Consider the following 19,304-nt stretch of genomic DNA (forward strand, 5'->3'; position numbering starts at 1 on the left):
TCGATGTTCTCATCACCATATCGCCTTCAGTAGCCGCGCGCGCGATCGACACGCCCCGGCAATCCTTCGCCGCGCTGATGACGCGCGATGACGTCGAGCACGTAGTCGACGGCCGTATCAGGCATCGTCATGCTCGAATTGTGTGGAGTAACAAGGATGCGCGGGTGGCTCCAAAACGGATTGCCTGCCGGCAGCGGCTCGGGCTCGGCGACGTCGAGTACCGCACCCGACAGCGCGCCGCTGTCGAGTGCCGCAAGGAAATCTGCTTCGACCAGATGCGGCCCGCGCCCGACATTGACCAGCCCCGCACCGCGCGGCAGGCGCGCGAACAGGTCGGCGTTCAGGATGCCGCGGGTCTCGTCGGTCAGCGGCAGCAGACAGACGAGAATGTCGGTACGCTCGAGGAAGGCCGATAGCGCGTCCACACCCGCATAGCAGGCCACGCCTTCGATATCCCGCGGCGAGCGATTCCACCCGAGAAGCGGAAAGCCGAACGCCTTGAGACGTTCGAGCACGGCCAGGCCGAGCTGGCCGAGCCCCATCACGCCGACGCGCCGCCGCTTGGCCGGCGTGATGCGGATTTCGCGCCACACCTGCTCTCGCTGCTGGGCGATGAAGTGCAGGAGATCACGATGCAGCGCGAGCACGGCCATGGTGACGTATTCGACCATGGTCTCGGCAATGCCGGGCTCAAGCATCCGCACCAGCGGAATGTGGGCGGGAAGTTTCGTGGCATCGAACTGGTCGACGCCCGCGCCGACCGAGAAGACCAGCTCGAGATTGGGAAAGCTCGCCGCGATGTCATCCGGCGGCACCCAGGCCACCAGATAGCGCACGTCCGCGGGGTCGCCGATGTCGGGCCAGAGCCGGAACGGCAGGTTTGGCGCGCGCTCGGCGAAGAAGGTCGCCCATTCGGCGCCGCGCACCATGTTGGCTTTGTAGAGAACCGTCATGCCGCCAACGCTGTCAGAACGGGCTGACCGGCGCGAGCCGCCGGCCGTCGATCAAGCGCTTGTGGCTATAGGCCACGGGGTCCACCGGCGGTGTCGAGCCGGTCACGATGTCGGCAGCGAGCTTGCCGGCCGCAGGCCCAATGCCAAAACCGTGTCCGGAAAAACCAGTCGCGAGGAAAAAGCCGGGCAGCGCATCGACCGGCGCGATCACCGGAATGGTATCAGGTGTGCAGTCGATCGTGCCGCCCCAGGCTTCGGCGATCTCGATGTCCTTCAATTCAGGATTCGACTTGATCAGAGCGGCGAGTGCCGCATTGACCAGCGACATGTCCGGCTCGGGATCACGCACGCGCTCCGTTTCGAACGGCGACGGCTTGTCGAAACTCCAGCTGGTGCCGCGCATGAGCTGGTCGAAGAACGACTTGCCGAACGACATTTTCAGTCCGTTGCGGCGGTGCAGATAGGTCGGCCAGAAGGTCAGTGCATATCGAAAGAGATCGGGCGACAGCTCGACCGTGCCGCGGTTGCGCAGCGCCAGCGTAAAACCGCCGTCGAGGCGGCGGCGGATGCAGTAGAAGTCGGTGCCGAGCGCACCCGAAATGATCTCCGGCCCCGGCGTAGTCCGGCAGGCGGTGGCATTGACGAGGCCTATCGGCAGCTCGATGCCGTGGCGCCGGCAGAACAGCGACGACCATGCGCCGCCCGACAGCAGCACGGATTGCGTGCGTATGGTCCCCTTCTCGGTGACGACGGCGCTGACCCGTCCGCCTTGCGTCTCCAGACCGCGCGCGGCGCAGCCCTGGTGAATGGTGACGCCGTGCTTGCGCGCAGCGGTCGCGAGCGCCGGCACCGCCATTGACGGCTCGGCGCGCCCGTCGCTCGGCGTGTGCAGGCCGCCGACCCATTTATCGGCGCTGCCGGGCAAGCGCTCGGCGATCTCGGCCGGCGTCAGGATGGTCGAATGAACCTGCTGCTCACGCGCCATTGCGGCCCATCGCTCCCAACTCGCGAGTTCGTCCTTGCTATTGGTCAGGAACAGCACGCCTGTGCGGCGGAAGCCGGCGTCGACGCCGGCGTCGTTCTGCATGTCCTCCCATAAGCGTAGTGCCTCGCGGGCGAGCGGAATTTCCTCGCGCGCGCGACCCTGCTGGCGGCACCAGCCCCAGTTGCGGCTCGACTGCTCGCCGCCGACATGGCCCTTCTCGACGAGCGAGACGGAATGGCCCTTTTTCGCCAGATGATAGGCCGCGGAGACGCCGATGACGCCGCCGCCGATGACGACGACGTCCACCTGCGCCGGCAGGCGATCGTCGCTGGTTATACGGGTGAGCGGCGGGGACATGGGACACTCCAGATATTCAGTTCGACCAAAGCCAGTCTGCTGGTCATGGGATGTTCATCCGCGGATCGAGCGCGTCGCGCAGGCCATCGCCGAGGAAGTTGAAACTCGTGACCGCAAGGGTAATGGCGACGCCCGGCGCGATCGCCAGCCACGGCGCGCTGGTGAGATAGATCTGCGCATTGTTGAGCATGTTGCCCAAGCTCGCGGCCGGCGGCTGGATGCCGTAGCCGAGATAGCTGAGATAGGATTCCAGCAGGATCGCCTTGGCAACGTTCAGCGTCGCCGCCACAACGATCGGCGCGATCGCATTGGGCACGAGCTCGCGGAACATGATCCGCAGGTTCGACGAACCGAATGCGAGTGCAGCAACCGCAAACTCGCGTTCACGCAATGAGCGCACTTGGGCCTCAACGACGCGTGCCACCCACATCCAGGCGGTCGCCGCGATCAGCACGGTGGTGGTGACGAAGCCGGGCTCGGTGAGCGCCGCCAGCGCGATCAGGAGAAAGATGGTCGGAAAGCACAGTACAGCATCGACCAGCCGCATCAGCACCGCACCGACCACGCCGCCATAGAAGCCGGCGAAGGCGCCGACGACGATGCCGACCGCCATCGCCATCACCATCGCGACGATGCCGATCGAAAGCGAGACACGCGCGCCCATCATCAGCCGCGCCAGCACGTCGCGGCCGAGCTCGTCCGTGCCGAGGATGTGTGCGCCCGAGAACGGCGGCGCGAACCGCTTCATGATGTCGATGTATGTATCGTCGAATGGCAGCAGATATGGGCCGAATGCCGAGCCAAGAACGAGAACCAGAATGATCGACGCGCTCGCGAGCGCGAGCCGGTGCCGGCGGAATCGCCGCCAGGCGGCCTGGCCGGGCGCGAGCTGGTCGGTGGCAAGGACCGCTGTCGTCATCGCCTAGCCCACCCGGATGCGCGGATCGACGACCGCATAGAGGATGTCGGCCAGCAGCGAGCCGATCAACACCATCGTCGCCGAAAACATCAAGATGCCCATCACCACCGGATAGTCGCGATAGCCGATGGAATCGAGAAACAGCCGGCCCATGCCGGGCCAGGTGAACACGGTCTCGGCGACCAGCGCTCCTCCAAGCAGCGTCGGAAATTGCAGGCCGGCAACGGTGATCATCGGCAGCATCGCGTTGCGCAAGGCGTGCACGGTGAGGATACGCCACTCCGGCATACCCTTGGCGCGCGCGGTGCGGATATAGTCCTGGTTGATGACCTCGAGCATGGAGGAACGCATGAAGCGGCCCCACATCGCGGTCTCGACCAGCGCCAGCACCAGCGCCGGCGCGATCAGATGATGCAGCAGATCGAGCAGCGAGCCGTCGCCGACAGTCTGCCGGTTGCCGGCCGGCAGCCAGCCGAGCTTCACCGAGAACACATAGATGGTGACGAGGCCGAACCAGAAGGTCGGGATCGACAGCGCGATCATGGCGCCGACGGTCGCCAGCGAATCGAACAGCGAATAGCGGCGTAGCGCCCCTAACACACCGATCCAGCAGCCGAGCAGCACCGCGATGATCGTCGCCGTCGCCATCAGCTCCAGCGTGGCGCCTAGATGCGAAGAGATTACCGACAGCACCGCCTCGCCGTCGCGATAGGAGCGGCCCCAGTCGCCGCGCAGCATGCGGCCGAACCAGTCGAGATACTGGATCGGCAGCGAACGATCGAGCCCGAGCTGTTTTGTGACGCGGTCGAGGTCCTCCTGCGTCATCTGCGCGGAGGCGGCAAATTGCGAGAGCGGACCGCCCGGCGCCAGATGCAGCATGGCAAAGCCGATCGCGGAGACGATCACCAGCAACATGACCGCCTGCGCCAGGCGATTGACGACGTAACGCACCATCTCAGACGGGCCCGCGCACCGGACGGTTCACGCCCAATACCATTCGCGGATGTTCCAGCAGTTGATCGACATGTTGATGTTGGGGCGGAAACCCTGGAGCCCTTCCTTCACGCCTTCGGCGATGAAACCCTGGAACAGCGGCAGGATGGCAAAGTCGTTGCGGATCAGCTTTTGCAGATCGCCATAGGTGGCTTTGCGCTGCGCCAGGTCGAACTGCTTGGCGCCTTCGGCGAGAAGCCGATCCGCCTCCGAGCTGCGGTACTGATAGGTGTTGTAGCCACGGCCGCCCTTGGCGGGAATCGCGCCGGAACCGAAGCGCGGCGTCACATCGGGATCGCTGCCCAACATGAAGTTCACCCCGACTATCACCGAATTGAATTTTGATTGCTGCCAGAAGTCACCCCAGATGACGGCGGCCGGCATGTTGTTGACGCGCATCGCAGCGCCGATTGCACGCCAATCCTGGATCAGAAGCTGCTGGGTCTGCTCGCGCACCGCGTTGCCTGACGTCGTCGAATTGATGAATTCGAGCTTGTCCCGCCCTTCTCGCGCACACCGCCGGAGCCGCGAACCCACCCGGCCGCATCGAGCAGCGCGTTGGCTTTTGCGGGATCGTATTTGTGCTGCGGCAGTCCTTGCTGGAACGACCATGCCTGCTGCGGCACGAAGCTTTCGGTCTGCCTCGGCAGGCCATAGTTCAGGGCATCGATGATCGCCTGCTTGTTGATGGCGAGATACAGCGCCTCGCGCACCGTGCGGTCGGCTAACGCACCGAACTCCAGATTGGGCGCGATGTGCTCCACGGAGGACGTCGAGGAGACGAAGATCCTGCGGCCCTTCAGCGTCTTCGCCTCCTGCACGAAATTCGGCAAAATGCCTTGCAGGCCGGTGTAGTCGACCTGGCCGGTGCGGAACTGCGTGTAGAGAACGGTGAGGTCCGGGATGTATTTGAAGACGACGCGCTCGAGGTAAGGCCCCTTGCCGTGGTAGCCGGTATGGGCGTTCAACTGAATGTGGTCGCCCGGCACGCGCTCGCCCCAGCGGAATGGCCCGGTCCCGACCGGCGCGTTGTGAAACGGCGAGGCGTTCGGATCGGTCACCTTCTCCAGGATGTGCTTGGGTACAATGAAGGTCAGCGCGCCCAGGATCGACATATAGGGCGAATAGGCAGCTTCCATCCGCCAATGGATCTCGTCGGGCGCGACGACCTTGATGTCCTTCACCAGGCTATGGCCGACGCGGCTGCGCGCGCGGAAATCCGGATTGTTGATCAGATCGAGCGAGAACTTGACGTCGTCCGCCGTGAACGGCGTGCCGTCGTGCCACTTCACGTTGCTGCGCAGCTTGATCTTCCAGGTTAGACCGTCGGCCGACAGGCCGCCATTCTCGATCGTCGGGACTTCGCGGGCGAGGTCGGGAACGAAATTGCCATCGGGATCGATGAACCAGAGCGGCGAGAATACCTGCCACCAGATGCCCTGATCGACCTCGATGCCGGGCATCAGGGGATGAAAGACGGTCGGCTCCTGCGACAGTGCCGCGATCACCTGCCCGCGCGGCTTGTCCGGCGGGCTTGTCGGGCGCTCGGTCTGGGCAAAGGCGGAGCCGGAAAGACTCCACCCCGCCGCCGCGCCAGCACCGAGCTGAAAGAACTGACGGCGATTCGGAATGCCGAGATGCAGTGCCGGAGCGCCGAACCTGCCGGTGTCGTCTGCCATGACCACTCTCCGTTGTCGCACGCGGCACCATCTCCCGCGCCCCCGAGACCCCGGCAAGGGACAGGAGTGGGCTTTAGTGCTTCTAAATTTTTCTATCAAAAGTTCATCATGACTAAATACAGCTGTCAATCACATTGCTAGTATGCGCGACCTTTTCACTTTGACTAAAGCCTCGGACCGGTGCGGTCCGGCGGCGAGATGATGCATGGGAGAGCGACATGGATGGTCGCGGCGACACAAGCGGTCCGAAGGACGCCCCGACGATCGAGAGCGACGATGCGGTCGACCAGCGCCTCGGCGAGACCGTACGGCTGCTGCGCCAGCGCGCTGGCCTTTCGATCCAGGACGTCGCCAACCGCACCGGCCTTTCCAACGGCATGATCAGCCAGCTCGAACGCGCGCGCGCCATGCCGTCGATACGCACGCTGCGCCTGCTCAGCATCGCCCTCGACGTTCCCATTTCCTACTTCTTTGAGACCAGCGATCCCGCCGACGTGCAGCGCTACATCGTGCGCAAGAACAGCCGGCGGCTGCTGCGGCTCACGGCCAGCGGCGTCGTCAAGGAAGCGCTGACGCCGGCAGACCAGGGCCAGCTCGAGCTCTACGAGCTCACGCTCAATCCCGGCGCCTCCTCCGGCACCGACTTCCTGCAGCATACCGGCGAGAAGGCCGGCTATATCCTCTCGGGCAGCCTGCGGCTGTGGCTCGACAACCAGGCCCATCTGCTCGAGGCCGGCGACAGCTTTCGCTTTCCGAGCATCGTGCCGCACATGTTCGACAACCCGACCCAGCAGGTGGCGCGCGTGATCTGGGTGACGACGCTGCGCCAGGCCGATTCGCCCGCAGGTTGAACCGCCGCGGAAAAGCCGGCCGCCTCGCGCCGCCGGAAATTGACCCTCGACGCAGACGCTTGGAGTCTGTAGCTCACATGAAGCCGGACTCCTCCACAGTGCCGGCACGGTCCGGGGCTGGCGTCTTTGGTGTGAGACCATGAAACTGAGGAGGCTTGTGACATTTGCGATGGCCGTGCAGGTCGTCGTGACCGCCGCGGCCCTCCTCGCCTCCTATGCCCCGACCGGCACCGCCGGGTTCGGTAGCGCCCAGGTCGTCGCCCTCGCGGCGAGCGGTGCCGTTGGTGCTGGCCGATGTCGAGCGCTTCCTGCGCAAGCAGGCGGTTGAAGACAACGGCACACCCGGTCGCGAAAATAGCTCGTCGCCCCTAGCTCATCCGTGTCTCAGCGTCGCCGATGGCGTCTCGCCGAATTTTTCGCGATAGGCGCCGGCCATACGACCGAGATGAGTGAAGCCGAGATCGAAGGCGATGCCGGTGATGGAGGCATCAGGGGCGGCGTGCGAGAGCCGGGCGTGTAGTTTGGCAAGGCGAATGTCGAGCAGCATCTCCGAGATCGACACGCCGAAATGCCGGCGGAAGCCAAGCTGGAGCGCGCGAATGCCAACGCCGGAGGAGGATGCCAGTTGCACGAGGTCGAGCGGTTCGCAAGCCATGTCGTGGAGACAGTCGCGCGCGGCGCGCAGGGCGCGCGGCAGGCTTTCGGCCCGGCCCGAGAAGGTTCGGACCGCGCCGGACAAACCATGCGGCTGGGCATTGAGAAGATGATCGAGCAGCGCCTCGCGCCAGTCGGCGCCGGCGACCGCCGGCAGCGTGGCGCCGGGACCGAGGCGCTCGGCGAGCGTCATGAGGTCATCGAGCTTCGCCCAAAAGCTGCGCGCGGCCGGGTTATCGAGATCGATGGCCGGATCGAACTCAATCGTACCGGCCGCCCTGCCCGACAATGCAGCGGCGCGCTGCTCGACCACGCGGCGGTCGAGCAGCAGGATCGCCTGCGCGCAACCGGTCCAAACCATTCGGGTCGGAATCGTCGGCGACAACAGTGACGCCGTCCGCTCCGGCGCGGTGTCGAGTTCGCGGGCGCCGGCACGAATGCGGGCCGTGCCCGCGAGCGGGATCTGCACTAGAAAGAAGCGCTCAAGGCAGCCAGGATCGATCGTGACCGATCCACCATAGGCAACGTAGTTGATGGAGAAGCCGTCGAACGCCGCGCAATTGTGCGTAGCATAGAAGCCGGATGGCCGCGCCTGGGCCGGCATCAGGTCATGCCGGCAGAAGATCCGCCCGATCTGCTCGGCCGCCTCGTCGACGTCATCAGTAGTGACGCGGGCGAACGCCGTGAGCCTTTCGGCACCGGACCGACGCGCACTCGTTTCGAGCTCGGCAGCGGACATCGTCGACCACCCTTCGCGCCACGGAAGTATTTTAAGCCTATAAGAGTTCCCGGCCCGCGGAAAGAGCCCTAAGACAAAAACGTCGGGATGTGCGGCCAGCGGCCGCGCAGGGATTCGTTTAGCGGATAGACAGCGCCCTGCGGGTGCCCGAAGCTCCACCCTCGCTGGGATCCTATGATGGAGGCGAGCCATGACTGCACTCGAGAAGGGCGTTACCGCGAACGGCACCGGATATGGCGGCAAGACCTGGAACATCCTGGGCCAGGTCTATTTCCCCAAGGCCGTCACCGACTCCACTTTCGCGTTCGAGACCAACAGCGAGCCGGGCCAGTTCGTGCCGGTCCACATCCACCCGACCCAGGACGAATTCATCTTGGTGCAGGAGGGCATGCTCGACCTCAAGCTCGACGGACAGTGGGTCAAGGCCCATGCCGGCGACCTCGTGCGCATGCCGCGCGGCATTCCGCACGGCTATTTCAACAAGTCGGATAAGCCCTGCCGTGCGCTGTTCTGGGTCTCGCCCATGCAGAAGCTGGAAGCGTTGTTCAACCAGTTGCACAATCTGACCGACCCCGCCGAGGTGGTGCGCATCTCGGCGCTGCACGAGGTCGACTTCCTGCCGCCTGAAGCGAACGACTAGGCGGCCGGCCTCCTCCCATTTCTGCTTCGTCGCAGGTCGAGCGGCCGTACAGCGCGGCCGAACGCGGCCTGCTGTGCCCAGAACACTCGAACTTGCGAGCAATCCGATGGTCAGTCCAAAGCATGTCTGCGTAATTGGCGCCGGCGTCTCCGGCCTTGCCGCCGCCAAGGCGTTCTCGACTCGCGGTCACCGGGTCACGATTGTCGAACGCAGCGGCGATCTCGGCGGCGTCTGGGAGCCGGCGCGCTCCTATCCGGAGGTGCAGACCCAGAGCCCCAAGGAGCTCTACCGCTACACCGACCGCGCCATGCCCGACTCCTACCCGGAATGGCCGACCGGACCGCAGGTCCATGCCTATCTCAACGACTATGCCCGGAGTTTTGGCCTCGACGCCATGCTGCGCCTCAACACCGGGGTATCGGGCATGGAGCGGCGCGCCGACGGCAGGCCCGGCTGGACGCTCGCGCTCACGAACAAGGACGGCGCAGCCTCGATCGAAGATTTCGACTTCGTCGCGGTCTGCACCGGGCAGTTCAACGAGCCGCGGGAGTTGCACTGCGCCGGCGAAGACGGGTTTGTGGCGAAGGACGGAATGGTCCTGCATTCATCGCAATACAACGATCCGGCACTGACCAAAGGCCGCCGCGTCGTCGTGCTCGGCGGATCGAAATCCGCGACCGATATCGCGGTGAACGCCGTGAAGGCGGGCGCGCGCGAGGTGACGATCGTGATGCGCGAGCCGGTCTGGCGCATTCCCTACTTCATCGGCGGGCTCGTGAACTTCAAGCGCATCCTCTACATCCGCGCCCAGGAGGAGATGTTTCCGGGCTGGGGTATCGGGGCGATGTCGCGGCTTGCGCACCGCATCGCCGCACCCTTGGTCTGGGCGAACTGGCGCGGGCTGGAGGGCCTGTTGAAAACGCAGCTCAAGCTGAAGCGATGCAAGATGGTGCCGAAGGAGCGGATCGAGGATGGCGTCAACTGCTCGGTGCCGATCGCTACGCCCGACTTCTATCCGATGGTGGCCGACGGCCGCATCAAGGCCGTGTTCGGCAGCTTCGATCATTATGACGGCGACACCATCGTGATGAGCGGCGGCGAGCGCGTCGCTGCGGATGTTGCGCTGCTCGCGATCGGCTACAAGCTCGGCGTGCCATTCCTGCCCGCCGCCTATCAGGCAAAGCTGGTCGACCCGGACGGGCAGTACCGGCTCTATCGCCTGATCGCCAATCCCGACCTGCCGGACATGGGCTTCGTCGGCTTCAACTCCTCGTTCTGCACCGTGCTCTGCGCCGACCTCGCCGCCAACTGGCTGGTCCGTTATGCCGACGGTCAGCTCGCACGTCAGCCGAGTGCGCAACAGATGCGCGACAACATCGAGATGATGCTGCACTTCAAGCGGGTCGAGCGGCCGGCCGCCGGCGTCTACGGCGGTCTTTGTGTCGCGCCCTATCACTACCGCCATTTCGATGAGCTGATGGCCGACATCGGCACCAAGGAACAGAAGCGTTGCGGGCTCGCAGGCCGCTTCCAGCCGCCGGACGCGGATGCCTACGCTAAGTTCCTGGCTTCGGCTCCGGACTATCGTGCGGCGGCATGACGGCGGAGAATTGCGGTTGAGCGGGGATTTGCATCTCGCCAACCCTCGCATCTGATGTTTACGATCCTCATAGCCATCGAATCGACAGGCTTCGTCGACACACCTTGTCGCGGACCTTGGGGAACGGGCAATGAGACCGAGACGTCTTGCCGTTGCAGCCTTCACGGCTGTTGCCTTCGCCATCATGGCGCCCGCCATGGGACAGAAGAATGCGCTCACCGCCAGGCAGTCCGATGCGCTTGCCGCCTACGAGCGCACGCTCGGCGATTTCAAATCGATCCTTGCCGAGCGGCGCAACCAGATCGAGTCGAAGCAGCCGCTGCCGAACCTGCCGGGACAGGCCATCTATCTTGCCCGGGTCGCGGTGATCAGCACCTACAAGGATCTCACGGACGCCATGCCGTCCAGGATCGGAAGGCCGAACAAGTTCGAAATTCCACCGGCCTATTTTGACGCCGACATCGAACCGCTGATCGACGAATATGGACGGCTGTTCGACCTGATGGAGGCGCCGCCGGCCGGCGCGCAAGCCTCGGCGACGCCGTTCAAGGACGTCGTCGATCTCGCGGTTGCGATCGTGCGCGCCAAGGGGCTGGCGCCGGTTCACGCCGAAGCGGCGGGCCGGATCAGCCTCGGGCTGTTCTTTGCGGAGACCAACGGCAAGCAGAATGTCCGCAACGGGCGCTCGAACACTTATATGGGCAGTCTTCAGACCGGCCCGTCCGAAGACCGGAACGGACGCCGGAAATGGGAGGCCATCAAGCCTGCAGTCGCCGCGGCCGATCCCGAGCTGAACGCGCGCGACGACAAGGAAGAGGCGCGCGCCCGCGGCACCGATCATCGCTTCAACCATTGGACCGCGGTGCGAGACGGCCTCATGAACGCGCATGCGGAGCTTTTCGCGGAGATTCCCGTGATCGTGAAGACGCTGCCCGATCCGATCGACCAGATGAAGCTGTTCGAGCTGATCCAGATCATTCCCACCCCGACACGTTCAGCGCTCAAATCTGGCAATCTGCTGGACTACAGGGTGTCTAGTCCCACCATCATGAAGCATCTCCGCAACAATAGCATCTTCGCCTTCGGACAGGCCGACAGGTCGCGGACCTCGGCAAGCTTCCGCGAAATTCTCGGCGCCATGTGGCTGTTCAACAGGAAGTTCGAGCGGGGGATGGCGAAATACGCGGAGATCAAGGAGCGCTGACAGGCCGGTGCAACGAACGACGAGTAGAAAGACAACCTTGCCGCGCGGAACGCCGGCAGGACGGTCTAATTCTCCGGCTGGTAACCGTCCGTCCGCGTCTTCAGGAACGCGACCCGCAGCAAGGACGGACCGGAGTGGTGTTGGCATGTCATGCTCCCCTCACCTTTTCTTCTTGCGACCCGCTTCGTCTCTGTCGCATGGCCTTTGACACAATTCTGGTCGATCGTGCACACCATGAAAAGCGCCTCGTCATGACAAGCCTGTCAAAGGCCACGCCGCTGTTTGCAGTGCAAGCCCCTGCGCCTGCCATGGCTATGGTGTTCCACGGCCGGTCATTTGTTGCTAGCCTGCCGCTCCGACAGACAGCAATCGGGGGCCACCGAATGACCTGCGCGAATTCCGCATCTCCCGCACGACGCAGTGGAGAGTGGAGGCATATCGGGCGGGCGCTGGGCGCCGTGACGGCTGTGATTGTGCTCGCCGGCTGCGAGGACAAGAACACTTTCGTCGCCCCGCCCCCGCCCAAGGTGGATGTCGCCACGCCGGTGCAGCGGGCGGTGACGCGCTATGTCGAAGCCACCGGCAACACGGCGCCGATCAAGAGCGTCGATCTCGTGGCCCGCGTGCAGGGTTTTCTGCAATCGATCGATTACCAGGACGGCACCTTCGTCAAACAGGGCACCCAGCTGTTCACGATCGAGCCGGAGACCTACAAGCTCAAGCTGGACCAGGCGCAGGCAGCCGAAGCCGGTGCGCAGGCCACGGTCAAGCAGGCCGAAGCCGATTTCAAGCGGCAGGCCGAGCTCGTGCAGCGCCAAGCGGTCTCGCAGTCCACCCTCGACACCTCGACATCGACTCGCGACAACGCTCAGGCGAATCTCCAGCAGGCCCAGGTTAATACCAGGCTCGCCGAGGTCAATTACGGCTACACCAAGGTGAGCGCGCCATTCGACGGCATCGTCAGCGCGCACATGGTCTCGATCGGCGAGCTCGTCGGCGTCTCCTCCCCGACCCAGCTCGCGACCATCGTCGCGATGGACCCGATCTATGTGAACTTCACCGTCAACGAGCAGGACGTGCTGCGCATTCGCGCCGAGGCGGCTCGACGAGGCCTTACGCCTACTGATCTCAAGCAGTTCCCGATCCAGGTCGGCCTCCAGACCGAGTCGGACTATCCGCATGAAGGCCACCTCGACTATGTCTCGCCGACCCTCAACACGTCGACCGGCACGCTTGCGGTGCGCGGCCTCGTGCCCAACGATAAGCGGGTGCTGCTGCCCGGCTATTTCGTCCGCGTCCGCGTGCCCTTCGACCAGGATAAGGCGGCCCTGCTCGTACCCGACACCGCGCTCGGCAGCGACCAGGGCGGGCGCTATCTGCTGGTGGCTGGCAAGGACAACATCGTCGAGCAGCGCAAGGTGCAGATCGGTCCCGTCGACAACGGCCTGCGCGTGATCGAAAGCGGCCTGAAGCCGGACGACCGCGTCGTCATCGCAGGGCTGCTGCGGGTGATCCCCGGCCAGAAGATCGACCCGCAAGTCACAAAGATCGAGCAGCCGCAGGCGTCTGCCAAGTAGGAGCCGCCGGCCATGATCTCAAAATTCTTCATCGAGCGGCCGGTCCTCTCGAACGTCATCGCGCTACTGATGATCCTGATCGGCGGGGTCGCGCTATTCAACCTCGCGATCGCGCAATATCCCGACGTGGTGCCACCGACGGTGCAGGTGACGACGCGCTATCCCGGCGCCAGCGCCAAGACCGTGATCGACACCGTGGCCCTGCCAATCGAGCAGCAGGTCAACGGCGTCGAGGACATGCTCTACATGCAGTCCTACAGCGGCTCCGACGGCACCTATACGCTGACCGTCACTTTCAAGATCGGCATTGACCTCAACTTCGCGCAGGTACTGGTGCAGAACCGCGTTTCCAGCGCGCTGTCGCAATTGCCGACGTCTGTGCAGAACCAAGGGGTCACCGTCCAGAAGAAGTCGACCTCGATCCTGCTGTTCGTGACGCTGACCTCGCCGGACTCCCGGTTCGACAGCCTCTACTTGAGCAACTACGCCACCATCAACATCCGCGACGAGCTTTCGCGCCTGCCCGGCGTCGGCAACGTCACGGTGTTCGGCGCCGGCCAATATTCGATGCGGGTGTGGCTCGATCCGAACAAACTGCAAGTCCGTGGCCTCGTGCCGCAGGATGTCATCCAGGCGATCCAGCAGCAGAGCCAGCAGGTCTCGGCCGGCCAGGTCGGTGCGCCGCCGACGCCACCCGGCCAGGCATTCCAGTACACGCTCAACGTCAACGGCCGGCTCGACGACACCGGCCAGTTCGAGAACATCATCGTCAAATCAGGCACTAGCGGCGACGTCACGCGGGTGCGCGACGTCGGCTGGGTTGAGCTCGGCGCGCAGACCTACAGCCAGATCTTCTCGCTCAACAAGCAGCCCGCCACCGGCATCGGCGTATTCCAATCGCCCGGCGCCAACGCGCTCCAGGTCGAGCAGGCCGTCGAGAAGAAGATGGCGGAACTCGCCAAGCGGTTCCCGGAAGGCATCAAATACGACACGCCGTTCGACACCACCAAATTCGTCGAGGCCTCGGTGCACGAGGTCTACATGACCCTGATCGAGGCCGGCCTCTTGGTGCTGGTCGTGATCCTGGTGTTCCTGCAGGACTGGCGCGCCATGCTGGTGCCGGCGACGACGGTGCCGGTCACCATCATCGGCGCCTTCGCCGCAATGGCGGCGCTCGGCTTCACCATCAACATGTCGACGCTGTTTGCGATCGTGCTGGCAATCGGCATCGTGGTCGACGACGCCATCGTCGTGGTCGAGGGCGCCGCCCACAACATCGAGCAGGGCATGAACGGCCACGACGCCGCGATCAAGGCGATGGACCAGCTGTTCGCGCCGATCGTCGGCATCACCCTGGTGCTGATCTCGGTGTTTCTGCCGGCATCGTTCCTCGCCGGCCTCACCGGACGGATCTATTCGCAATTCGCGCTGGTGATCGCCGCGACCGCGCTGCTCAGCGCCATCAACGCCGCGACACTGAAGCCGACGCAGTGCGCGCTCTGGCTGCGGCCGACGGTGCCGCCGGAGCAGCGCAATTTCTTCTACCGAGGCTTCAACGCGGTCTATAACCGGCTCGAGCGGGGCTACACTCGGCTCATTGGCGTGCTGTGCAGGAACAGCACGATCTCGGTTGCGATCGCACTGGTGCTGATCGGGATCGGCGGCTATGGCCTCTCGCGGGTGCCGACCGGCTTCCTGCCGATCGAGGACCAGGGCTATCTGATCGCCGCCGTGCAGCTGCCCGATGGCGCCGCGCTGGAGCGAACCCAGACGGTGCTCGACAGAGCGAGCGAGCTGATCAAGGAGACGCTGGGCGTCCAGCAGGTCATCACCATCGCCGGCATCTCCGCGCTCGACAGCAGCGCGAGCCTGGCCAATGCCGGCGTCGCCTACATCATCCTGAAGGACTGGGAGGCGCGCAAAGGACCCGGCGAGGACCTGCGCTCGCTGGTGTACGGGCTGAACGACAAGCTCGCGACCATCATGGAAGCGCGCACGCTGGTGCTGCCGCCGCCGCCGATCCAGGGCATCGGCAACGCGGCCGGCTTCTCGATGCAGGTCGAGCTGCGCGACGGCAACAGCGATTTCGCAAAGCTCCAGGCCATCACCGGTGCGATGGTCTCTAACGCCCAAAGCCAGAGCGCGCTGCAGCGGGTGCAGTCCTCGTTCCGCTCTTCGGTGCCGCAGTTCAACGTCGAGATCGACCGCATCAAGACCCAGACGCTGCACGTGACGACCGATCAGGTGTTCGCGGCGCTGTCGACCTATCTCGGCTCGTCCTACGTCAACCAGTTCAACAAGTTCGGCCGCGTGTTCCAGGTGTACACCCAGGCCGATCCGGCGTTCCGCGTCACCGAGCGCGACATCGCCAACATGCAGGTGCGCAACTCGAACGGCGACATGATCCCGATCGGCACCGTCGCCAAGATCACGGCGGCGACGGGCCCGTCGCTGATCGGCCTGTACAACCTCTATCCATCCTCGACCATCGTCGGTCTGCCGGCGCAGGGCTATTCATCCGGCCAGTCGCTGCAACTGATGGAAGAGATCGCAGACAAGACGCTGCCGCCGGGCACCGGCTTCGAATGGACTGCGATGTCGTATCAGGAGAAGGCGGTCTCCAACCAGATCTACTGGGTGTTCGGGCTTGCCATGCTGCTGGTCTATCTCGTGCTCGCCGGCCAGTACGAGAGCTGGTACGCGCCGATTTCGGTGATCCTCGCGGTGCCGCTGTCGCTGATCGGGCCGATGCTGATCCTCAATGCCTTGAAGATCGATAATAATCTCTACTGCCAGATTGGCCTGATCCTGCTGATCGCGCTGTCGGCCAAGAACGCCATCCTGATCGTCGAGGTCGGGCTCGAGCTGCACGGGCGCGACGGCAAGCCGGTGCTGGAGTCCGCGATCGAGGCGGCGCGCGCCCGTTTCCGCCCGATCCTGATGACCTCGTTCGCCTTCATCCTCGGCGTGGTGCCGCTGGTGCTCGCAACCGGCGCCGGCGCCAGTGCACGCAAGTCGATCGGCATCACCGTATTCTCGGGCATGCTGGCCTCGACCTGCCTTGCGGTGCTGTTCGTGCCGGCCTTCTTCGTCGTGGTGCAGCGCTTCGAGAACTGGCGCGCGTCGAAGAAGGCGCCGAAGGTGCAGCCGGTGGCGGAGGTAAAGAGTTAGGAGCCTTGTGTTGCTCCGGGCTCGCTGCAACCTCTCCCACTTTGCGGGAGAGGTCGGTGCGCGGCGCCGGGTGAGGGCTATCTCCTCATTGCGAATCTCGCTGCGGAGACAACCCTCTCCCCAGTCCTCTCCCGCAGGCGGGAGAGGGAGCGTACCGCCCGGACGGATATAGCTGGCGCCTACGCCTTCTCCGCCGGCGCCTGCTGCGCCTCGCCGCTCGACACCAGCAGCACCGAGACCTTCGACCGCCCGAGCACGGCGTCGGCGACGCCGCCGAAGGAGAGATGATCCGCCTGGATGCGGTCGACGCCCATCACCACGAGATCGACGTCGGTGGTGTCGATCTCGCGCAGGATCGCAGCTTCCGGCGCGCGGTTCACGCGCAAAGTCGTGGTGATGTCGACGTCGTAACGGGCGGCGAGGTCGCTGGCGTCCTTCAGGATACCTTCCTCCTGGCTCAGCCCGCGGGACGCGCCGCGCTGCGCGCCCTTGTCCCGCGTCGTCGCCACATAGATCACCCGGAGCGAGCCTGATCCGGCCTGTGCCAGTGCGACCGCGACTTCCGCGCCGCGCTTCGAGACGCCGCTGCCGGAGATGGGAACGAGGATGTTGAGGGCGACCGGCGTCGGCTGCTTCAAATGCTTGCCCTTGGCCGCCACGATCGCGAGCGGACCTTCGAACCCGGTGGCGATGTCCTCGATCGTCTGGTCGAAGCGGTCCTTGGCGGCGGAGGTGACCTTGCCGACGCCGACGACAAGGAGATCAAAGCCCTTGCGCGCTTCGGCGGCGATGGTCTCGCCGAGCTCCGCGCGCCTCGTCCGCGTGACGAGATCGACGCTGCCGGCGTCGCCCTCGCCATGGGCCGACACGGCTCTGGCGGCCTTCTTCACCACGGCTTCGTGGCTCTCCTCCGCGCTGCGGCCCTTCTCCTGCTCCTCGGCGCGCTTGCCGATATGCAGGACGGTGATCGGCAGGCCGCGCATGCCGGCGATCAGGCCAGCGATATGTGCGGCGAAGGTGGCGTTGACGCTCTCGTCCACCGCCAGCAGGGGACGTTCGAGATTGGCGACGAAACCGCGCTTCTCGAACTTCTCGCGCTCCAGGCGCTCCTTCTCGTCTTCGCTCGTCGGCAGCTTCGCCAGCGCCGCGCGCAGCATCGGCGGCATCGCCATCGTCGTCACGATCGCCATGGTCACGATCATCGTGAACAGGTTCTGGCTGAGCACGCCGATGGACAGGCCGATGGTCGCGATGATGACCTCGGTCGAGCCGCGCGCGTTCATCCCGCTCGCGAGCGCCAGGGACTCCCGATAGTTCAGGCCGCCCAGGGTGCCGCCGACGAACGCGCCGCCGAACTTGCCGACACTGGCGATCACGACCAGCAGGCCGGTGAGCATCAGGAGATTGGGGTCGCGGAGCACCGACAGATCGGCGCTGAGCCCGGCAAGGCCGAAGAACACCGGCATGAAGAAGCTCGAGATCAGCCCGCGCAGGCGCTCGTCGATCTGCCGCGTCAGGATCGGCGATTCCCCGACCAGGATGCCGGCGACGAAAGCGCCGAGCACCGTGTGGACGCCGATCAGATGCGTGATCAGCGCCATCGCGCCCATCAGCAGCAGGATCACCGTGACGACTGGAGCGGTGCTGACGAGCGTGTCGTTGGCCCAGCGGATCAGCTGGAACACCAGCCGGCGGCCGATGGTGAAGCTGACGGCGAGGAAGGCGAGCGTGCCGAGGACCGCCTTGGCGAGGGAGGCGACATCCAGCGTGCCCTGCGAGGCCAGGCTGAAGATGACAGCGATGATGATCCAGCCGATGGTGTCGTCGATCACGGCGGTCGCGACGATGATCTGGCCGACATTGCGGCGCATGAAGTTCATCTCGCGCACGACCATCGCGACGATCTTCACCGAGGAGATCGACAGCGCCGTGCCCATGAACAGCGAGGCCACCAGGCGGGCTTGCGGATTGGGCAGCAGCGCATCGGGCAGGAACTCGCCGAGCGCAAAGCCGCAGGCGAAGGGCACGAGGATCCCGGCGATCGAGATCGCGATCGCGGCTTTGCCGACCTTCCTGACCAGCTTGAGGTCGGTCTCCATGCCGGTCAGCAGCAACAGCAGCAGGATGCCGAATTGGGCGATGCCGTCGATCATCGCCTTCTGCTCGGGCGCCCTGGGGAAGATCGCCTGCTGCGCCTCCGGCCAGATCCAGCCGAACAGCGACGGCCCTAGCAGGATGCCGGCGAGCAGCTCGCCCATCACCGAGGGCTGACCGATGCGCTGCATGGTCTCGCCGAGGCCGCGGCCGACGGCAATCAGCAGCACGATCTGCGCCACCAGAAGGAATTCGGAGGGAGCGGCCGATTTGCCGCCCTCGGCACCGGCCGCAATGGTGGTGAGGACAAGCGCCGCGGGGACAAGGCCGACCGGTCGGAGCAGGCTCCACTGCATGCAGGTGTCTTTCCCCCTTCAACTGTCCCGCCCCTTCAACTGTCCCGGCAAGTGCCGGAGGGAGTAGAACCCGCGGGAGGTGGAGCGGGTTCCCGCCGCTCGCGGCCGGCTTGAGAGGGCGAAAGCAAAAAAGTCGAAAACCACCCCATGCAAAGTAGAACGGCGTTGATGACGTTGAGGTTTTCCGGCCGAGCTTTTCTCGCCGCACCGACGTTTGACTCGTCGGGCAAAACACCGGCAGAATTGCATCATGGGTGGCTTACGCGAAGTGCCGCCTCATCCTCCGCCATTACGAGTTCCTCCGTCATTGCGAGCGCAGCGGTCGCGGTAGGGACGCTCATTGCTGAGCGCCCCCCGCACAGATCCGTACGTGCGGCTTTCCCGCATACGGCTCCCACCTCGGGTGAGTGACGGCGAAGCGTGCTCGCGGCCAAGGATGACGGATGTTGGGCCTGGGGAGGCAGTCACAGGCGAGGCGACTGATCGTCTCCCACCTCATGCCATCGGTCTGGCTGCGGCGCCGGAGCGTGCG

The 19,304-nt window shown here is 64.9% G+C and carries 14 protein-coding genes; 6 read left to right on the plus strand and 8 right to left on the minus strand.

Going from position 1 to position 19,304, the window contains the following annotated elements:
* Window positions 1-26: 26 nt before the first annotated feature.
* The 6 genes from IVA82_RS31210 to IVA82_RS31235 are packed head-to-tail and all read right to left on the minus strand — an operon-like array spanning window position 27 to window position 5,886.
* A complete protein-coding gene (locus IVA82_RS31210) occupies window positions 27-953 on the minus strand; it encodes a glyoxylate/hydroxypyruvate reductase A (protein ID WP_247383748.1) in 927 nt (308 codons plus the stop codon).
* Between the two features lie 13 nt (window positions 954-966).
* Complete coding sequence (locus IVA82_RS31215) at window positions 967-2,295, minus strand: FAD-binding oxidoreductase (RefSeq protein WP_247383749.1); 1,329 nt, start codon at window positions 2,293-2,295, stop codon at window positions 967-969.
* Window positions 2,296-2,338: 43 nt separating this feature from the next.
* Complete coding sequence (locus IVA82_RS31220) at window positions 2,339-3,214, minus strand: ABC transporter permease (protein WP_247383750.1); 876 nt, start codon at window positions 3,212-3,214, stop codon at window positions 2,339-2,341.
* A gap of 3 nt (window positions 3,215-3,217) precedes the next feature.
* Window positions 3,218-4,168: an ABC transporter permease gene (locus IVA82_RS31225; protein ID WP_247383751.1), complete on the minus strand. Its 951-nt coding sequence runs from the start codon at window positions 4,166-4,168 to the stop codon at window positions 3,218-3,220.
* Window positions 4,169-4,195: 27 nt separating this feature from the next.
* Entirely contained in the window at window positions 4,196-4,663 is a 468-nt protein-coding gene (locus IVA82_RS31230; RefSeq protein WP_247383752.1) for a hypothetical protein, read from the minus strand.
* The gene (locus IVA82_RS31235) at window positions 4,636-5,886 is read right to left on the minus strand and encodes a peptide ABC transporter substrate-binding protein (RefSeq protein WP_247383753.1); all 1,251 of its coding nucleotides are present in this window, start codon (window positions 5,884-5,886) and stop codon (window positions 4,636-4,638) included. The genes IVA82_RS31230 and IVA82_RS31235 overlap by 28 nt, the downstream gene beginning before the upstream one ends.
* Before the next feature lie 218 nt (window positions 5,887-6,104).
* Between IVA82_RS31235 and IVA82_RS31240 the strand changes: the two genes are divergently transcribed.
* Window positions 6,105-6,737, plus strand: a complete 633-nt coding sequence (locus IVA82_RS31240; RefSeq protein ID WP_148743494.1) for a cupin domain-containing protein — start codon at window positions 6,105-6,107, stop codon at window positions 6,735-6,737.
* A 373-nt stretch (window positions 6,738-7,110) separates the two neighbouring features.
* Here IVA82_RS31240 and IVA82_RS31245 read toward each other — a convergent pair whose 3' ends face one another.
* A complete protein-coding gene (locus IVA82_RS31245) occupies window positions 7,111-8,130 on the minus strand; it encodes an AraC family transcriptional regulator (protein WP_247383754.1) in 1,020 nt (339 codons plus the stop codon).
* A gap of 190 nt (window positions 8,131-8,320) precedes the next feature.
* Here IVA82_RS31245 and IVA82_RS31250 point away from each other — a divergent pair, with 190 nt between their 5' ends.
* From IVA82_RS31250 to IVA82_RS31270, 5 genes are all read left to right on the plus strand, one after another.
* Window positions 8,321-8,770, plus strand: coding sequence for a cupin domain-containing protein (locus IVA82_RS31250; RefSeq protein ID WP_247383755.1), 450 nt, complete (start codon window positions 8,321-8,323; stop codon window positions 8,768-8,770).
* Window positions 8,771-8,876: 106 nt separating this feature from the next.
* Window positions 8,877-10,370 (plus strand): NAD(P)/FAD-dependent oxidoreductase, encoded by a 1,494-nt coding sequence (locus IVA82_RS31255; protein WP_247383756.1) that lies wholly within the window; start codon window positions 8,877-8,879, stop codon window positions 10,368-10,370.
* A gap of 130 nt (window positions 10,371-10,500) precedes the next feature.
* Window positions 10,501-11,574: a hypothetical protein gene (locus IVA82_RS31260; RefSeq protein WP_247383757.1), complete on the plus strand. Its 1,074-nt coding sequence runs from the start codon at window positions 10,501-10,503 to the stop codon at window positions 11,572-11,574.
* Between the two features lie 383 nt (window positions 11,575-11,957).
* Window positions 11,958-13,151, plus strand: coding sequence for an efflux RND transporter periplasmic adaptor subunit (locus tag IVA82_RS31265; protein WP_247383758.1), 1,194 nt, complete (start codon window positions 11,958-11,960; stop codon window positions 13,149-13,151).
* A gap of 12 nt (window positions 13,152-13,163) precedes the next feature.
* The gene (locus tag IVA82_RS31270; protein WP_247383759.1) at window positions 13,164-16,322 is read left to right on the plus strand and encodes a multidrug efflux RND transporter permease subunit; all 3,159 of its coding nucleotides are present in this window, start codon (window positions 13,164-13,166) and stop codon (window positions 16,320-16,322) included.
* A gap of 179 nt (window positions 16,323-16,501) precedes the next feature.
* Here the strand turns inward: IVA82_RS31270 and IVA82_RS31275 are convergent, their stop codons facing one another.
* Entirely contained in the window at window positions 16,502-18,772 is a 2,271-nt protein-coding gene (locus IVA82_RS31275; protein ID WP_247493683.1) for a cation:proton antiporter, read from the minus strand.
* Between the last annotated feature and the right edge of the window lie 532 nt (window positions 18,773-19,304).

The organism is Bradyrhizobium sp. 142 (assembly GCF_023074015.1).
Classification (GTDB): Bacteria; Pseudomonadota; Alphaproteobacteria; order Rhizobiales; family Xanthobacteraceae; genus Bradyrhizobium.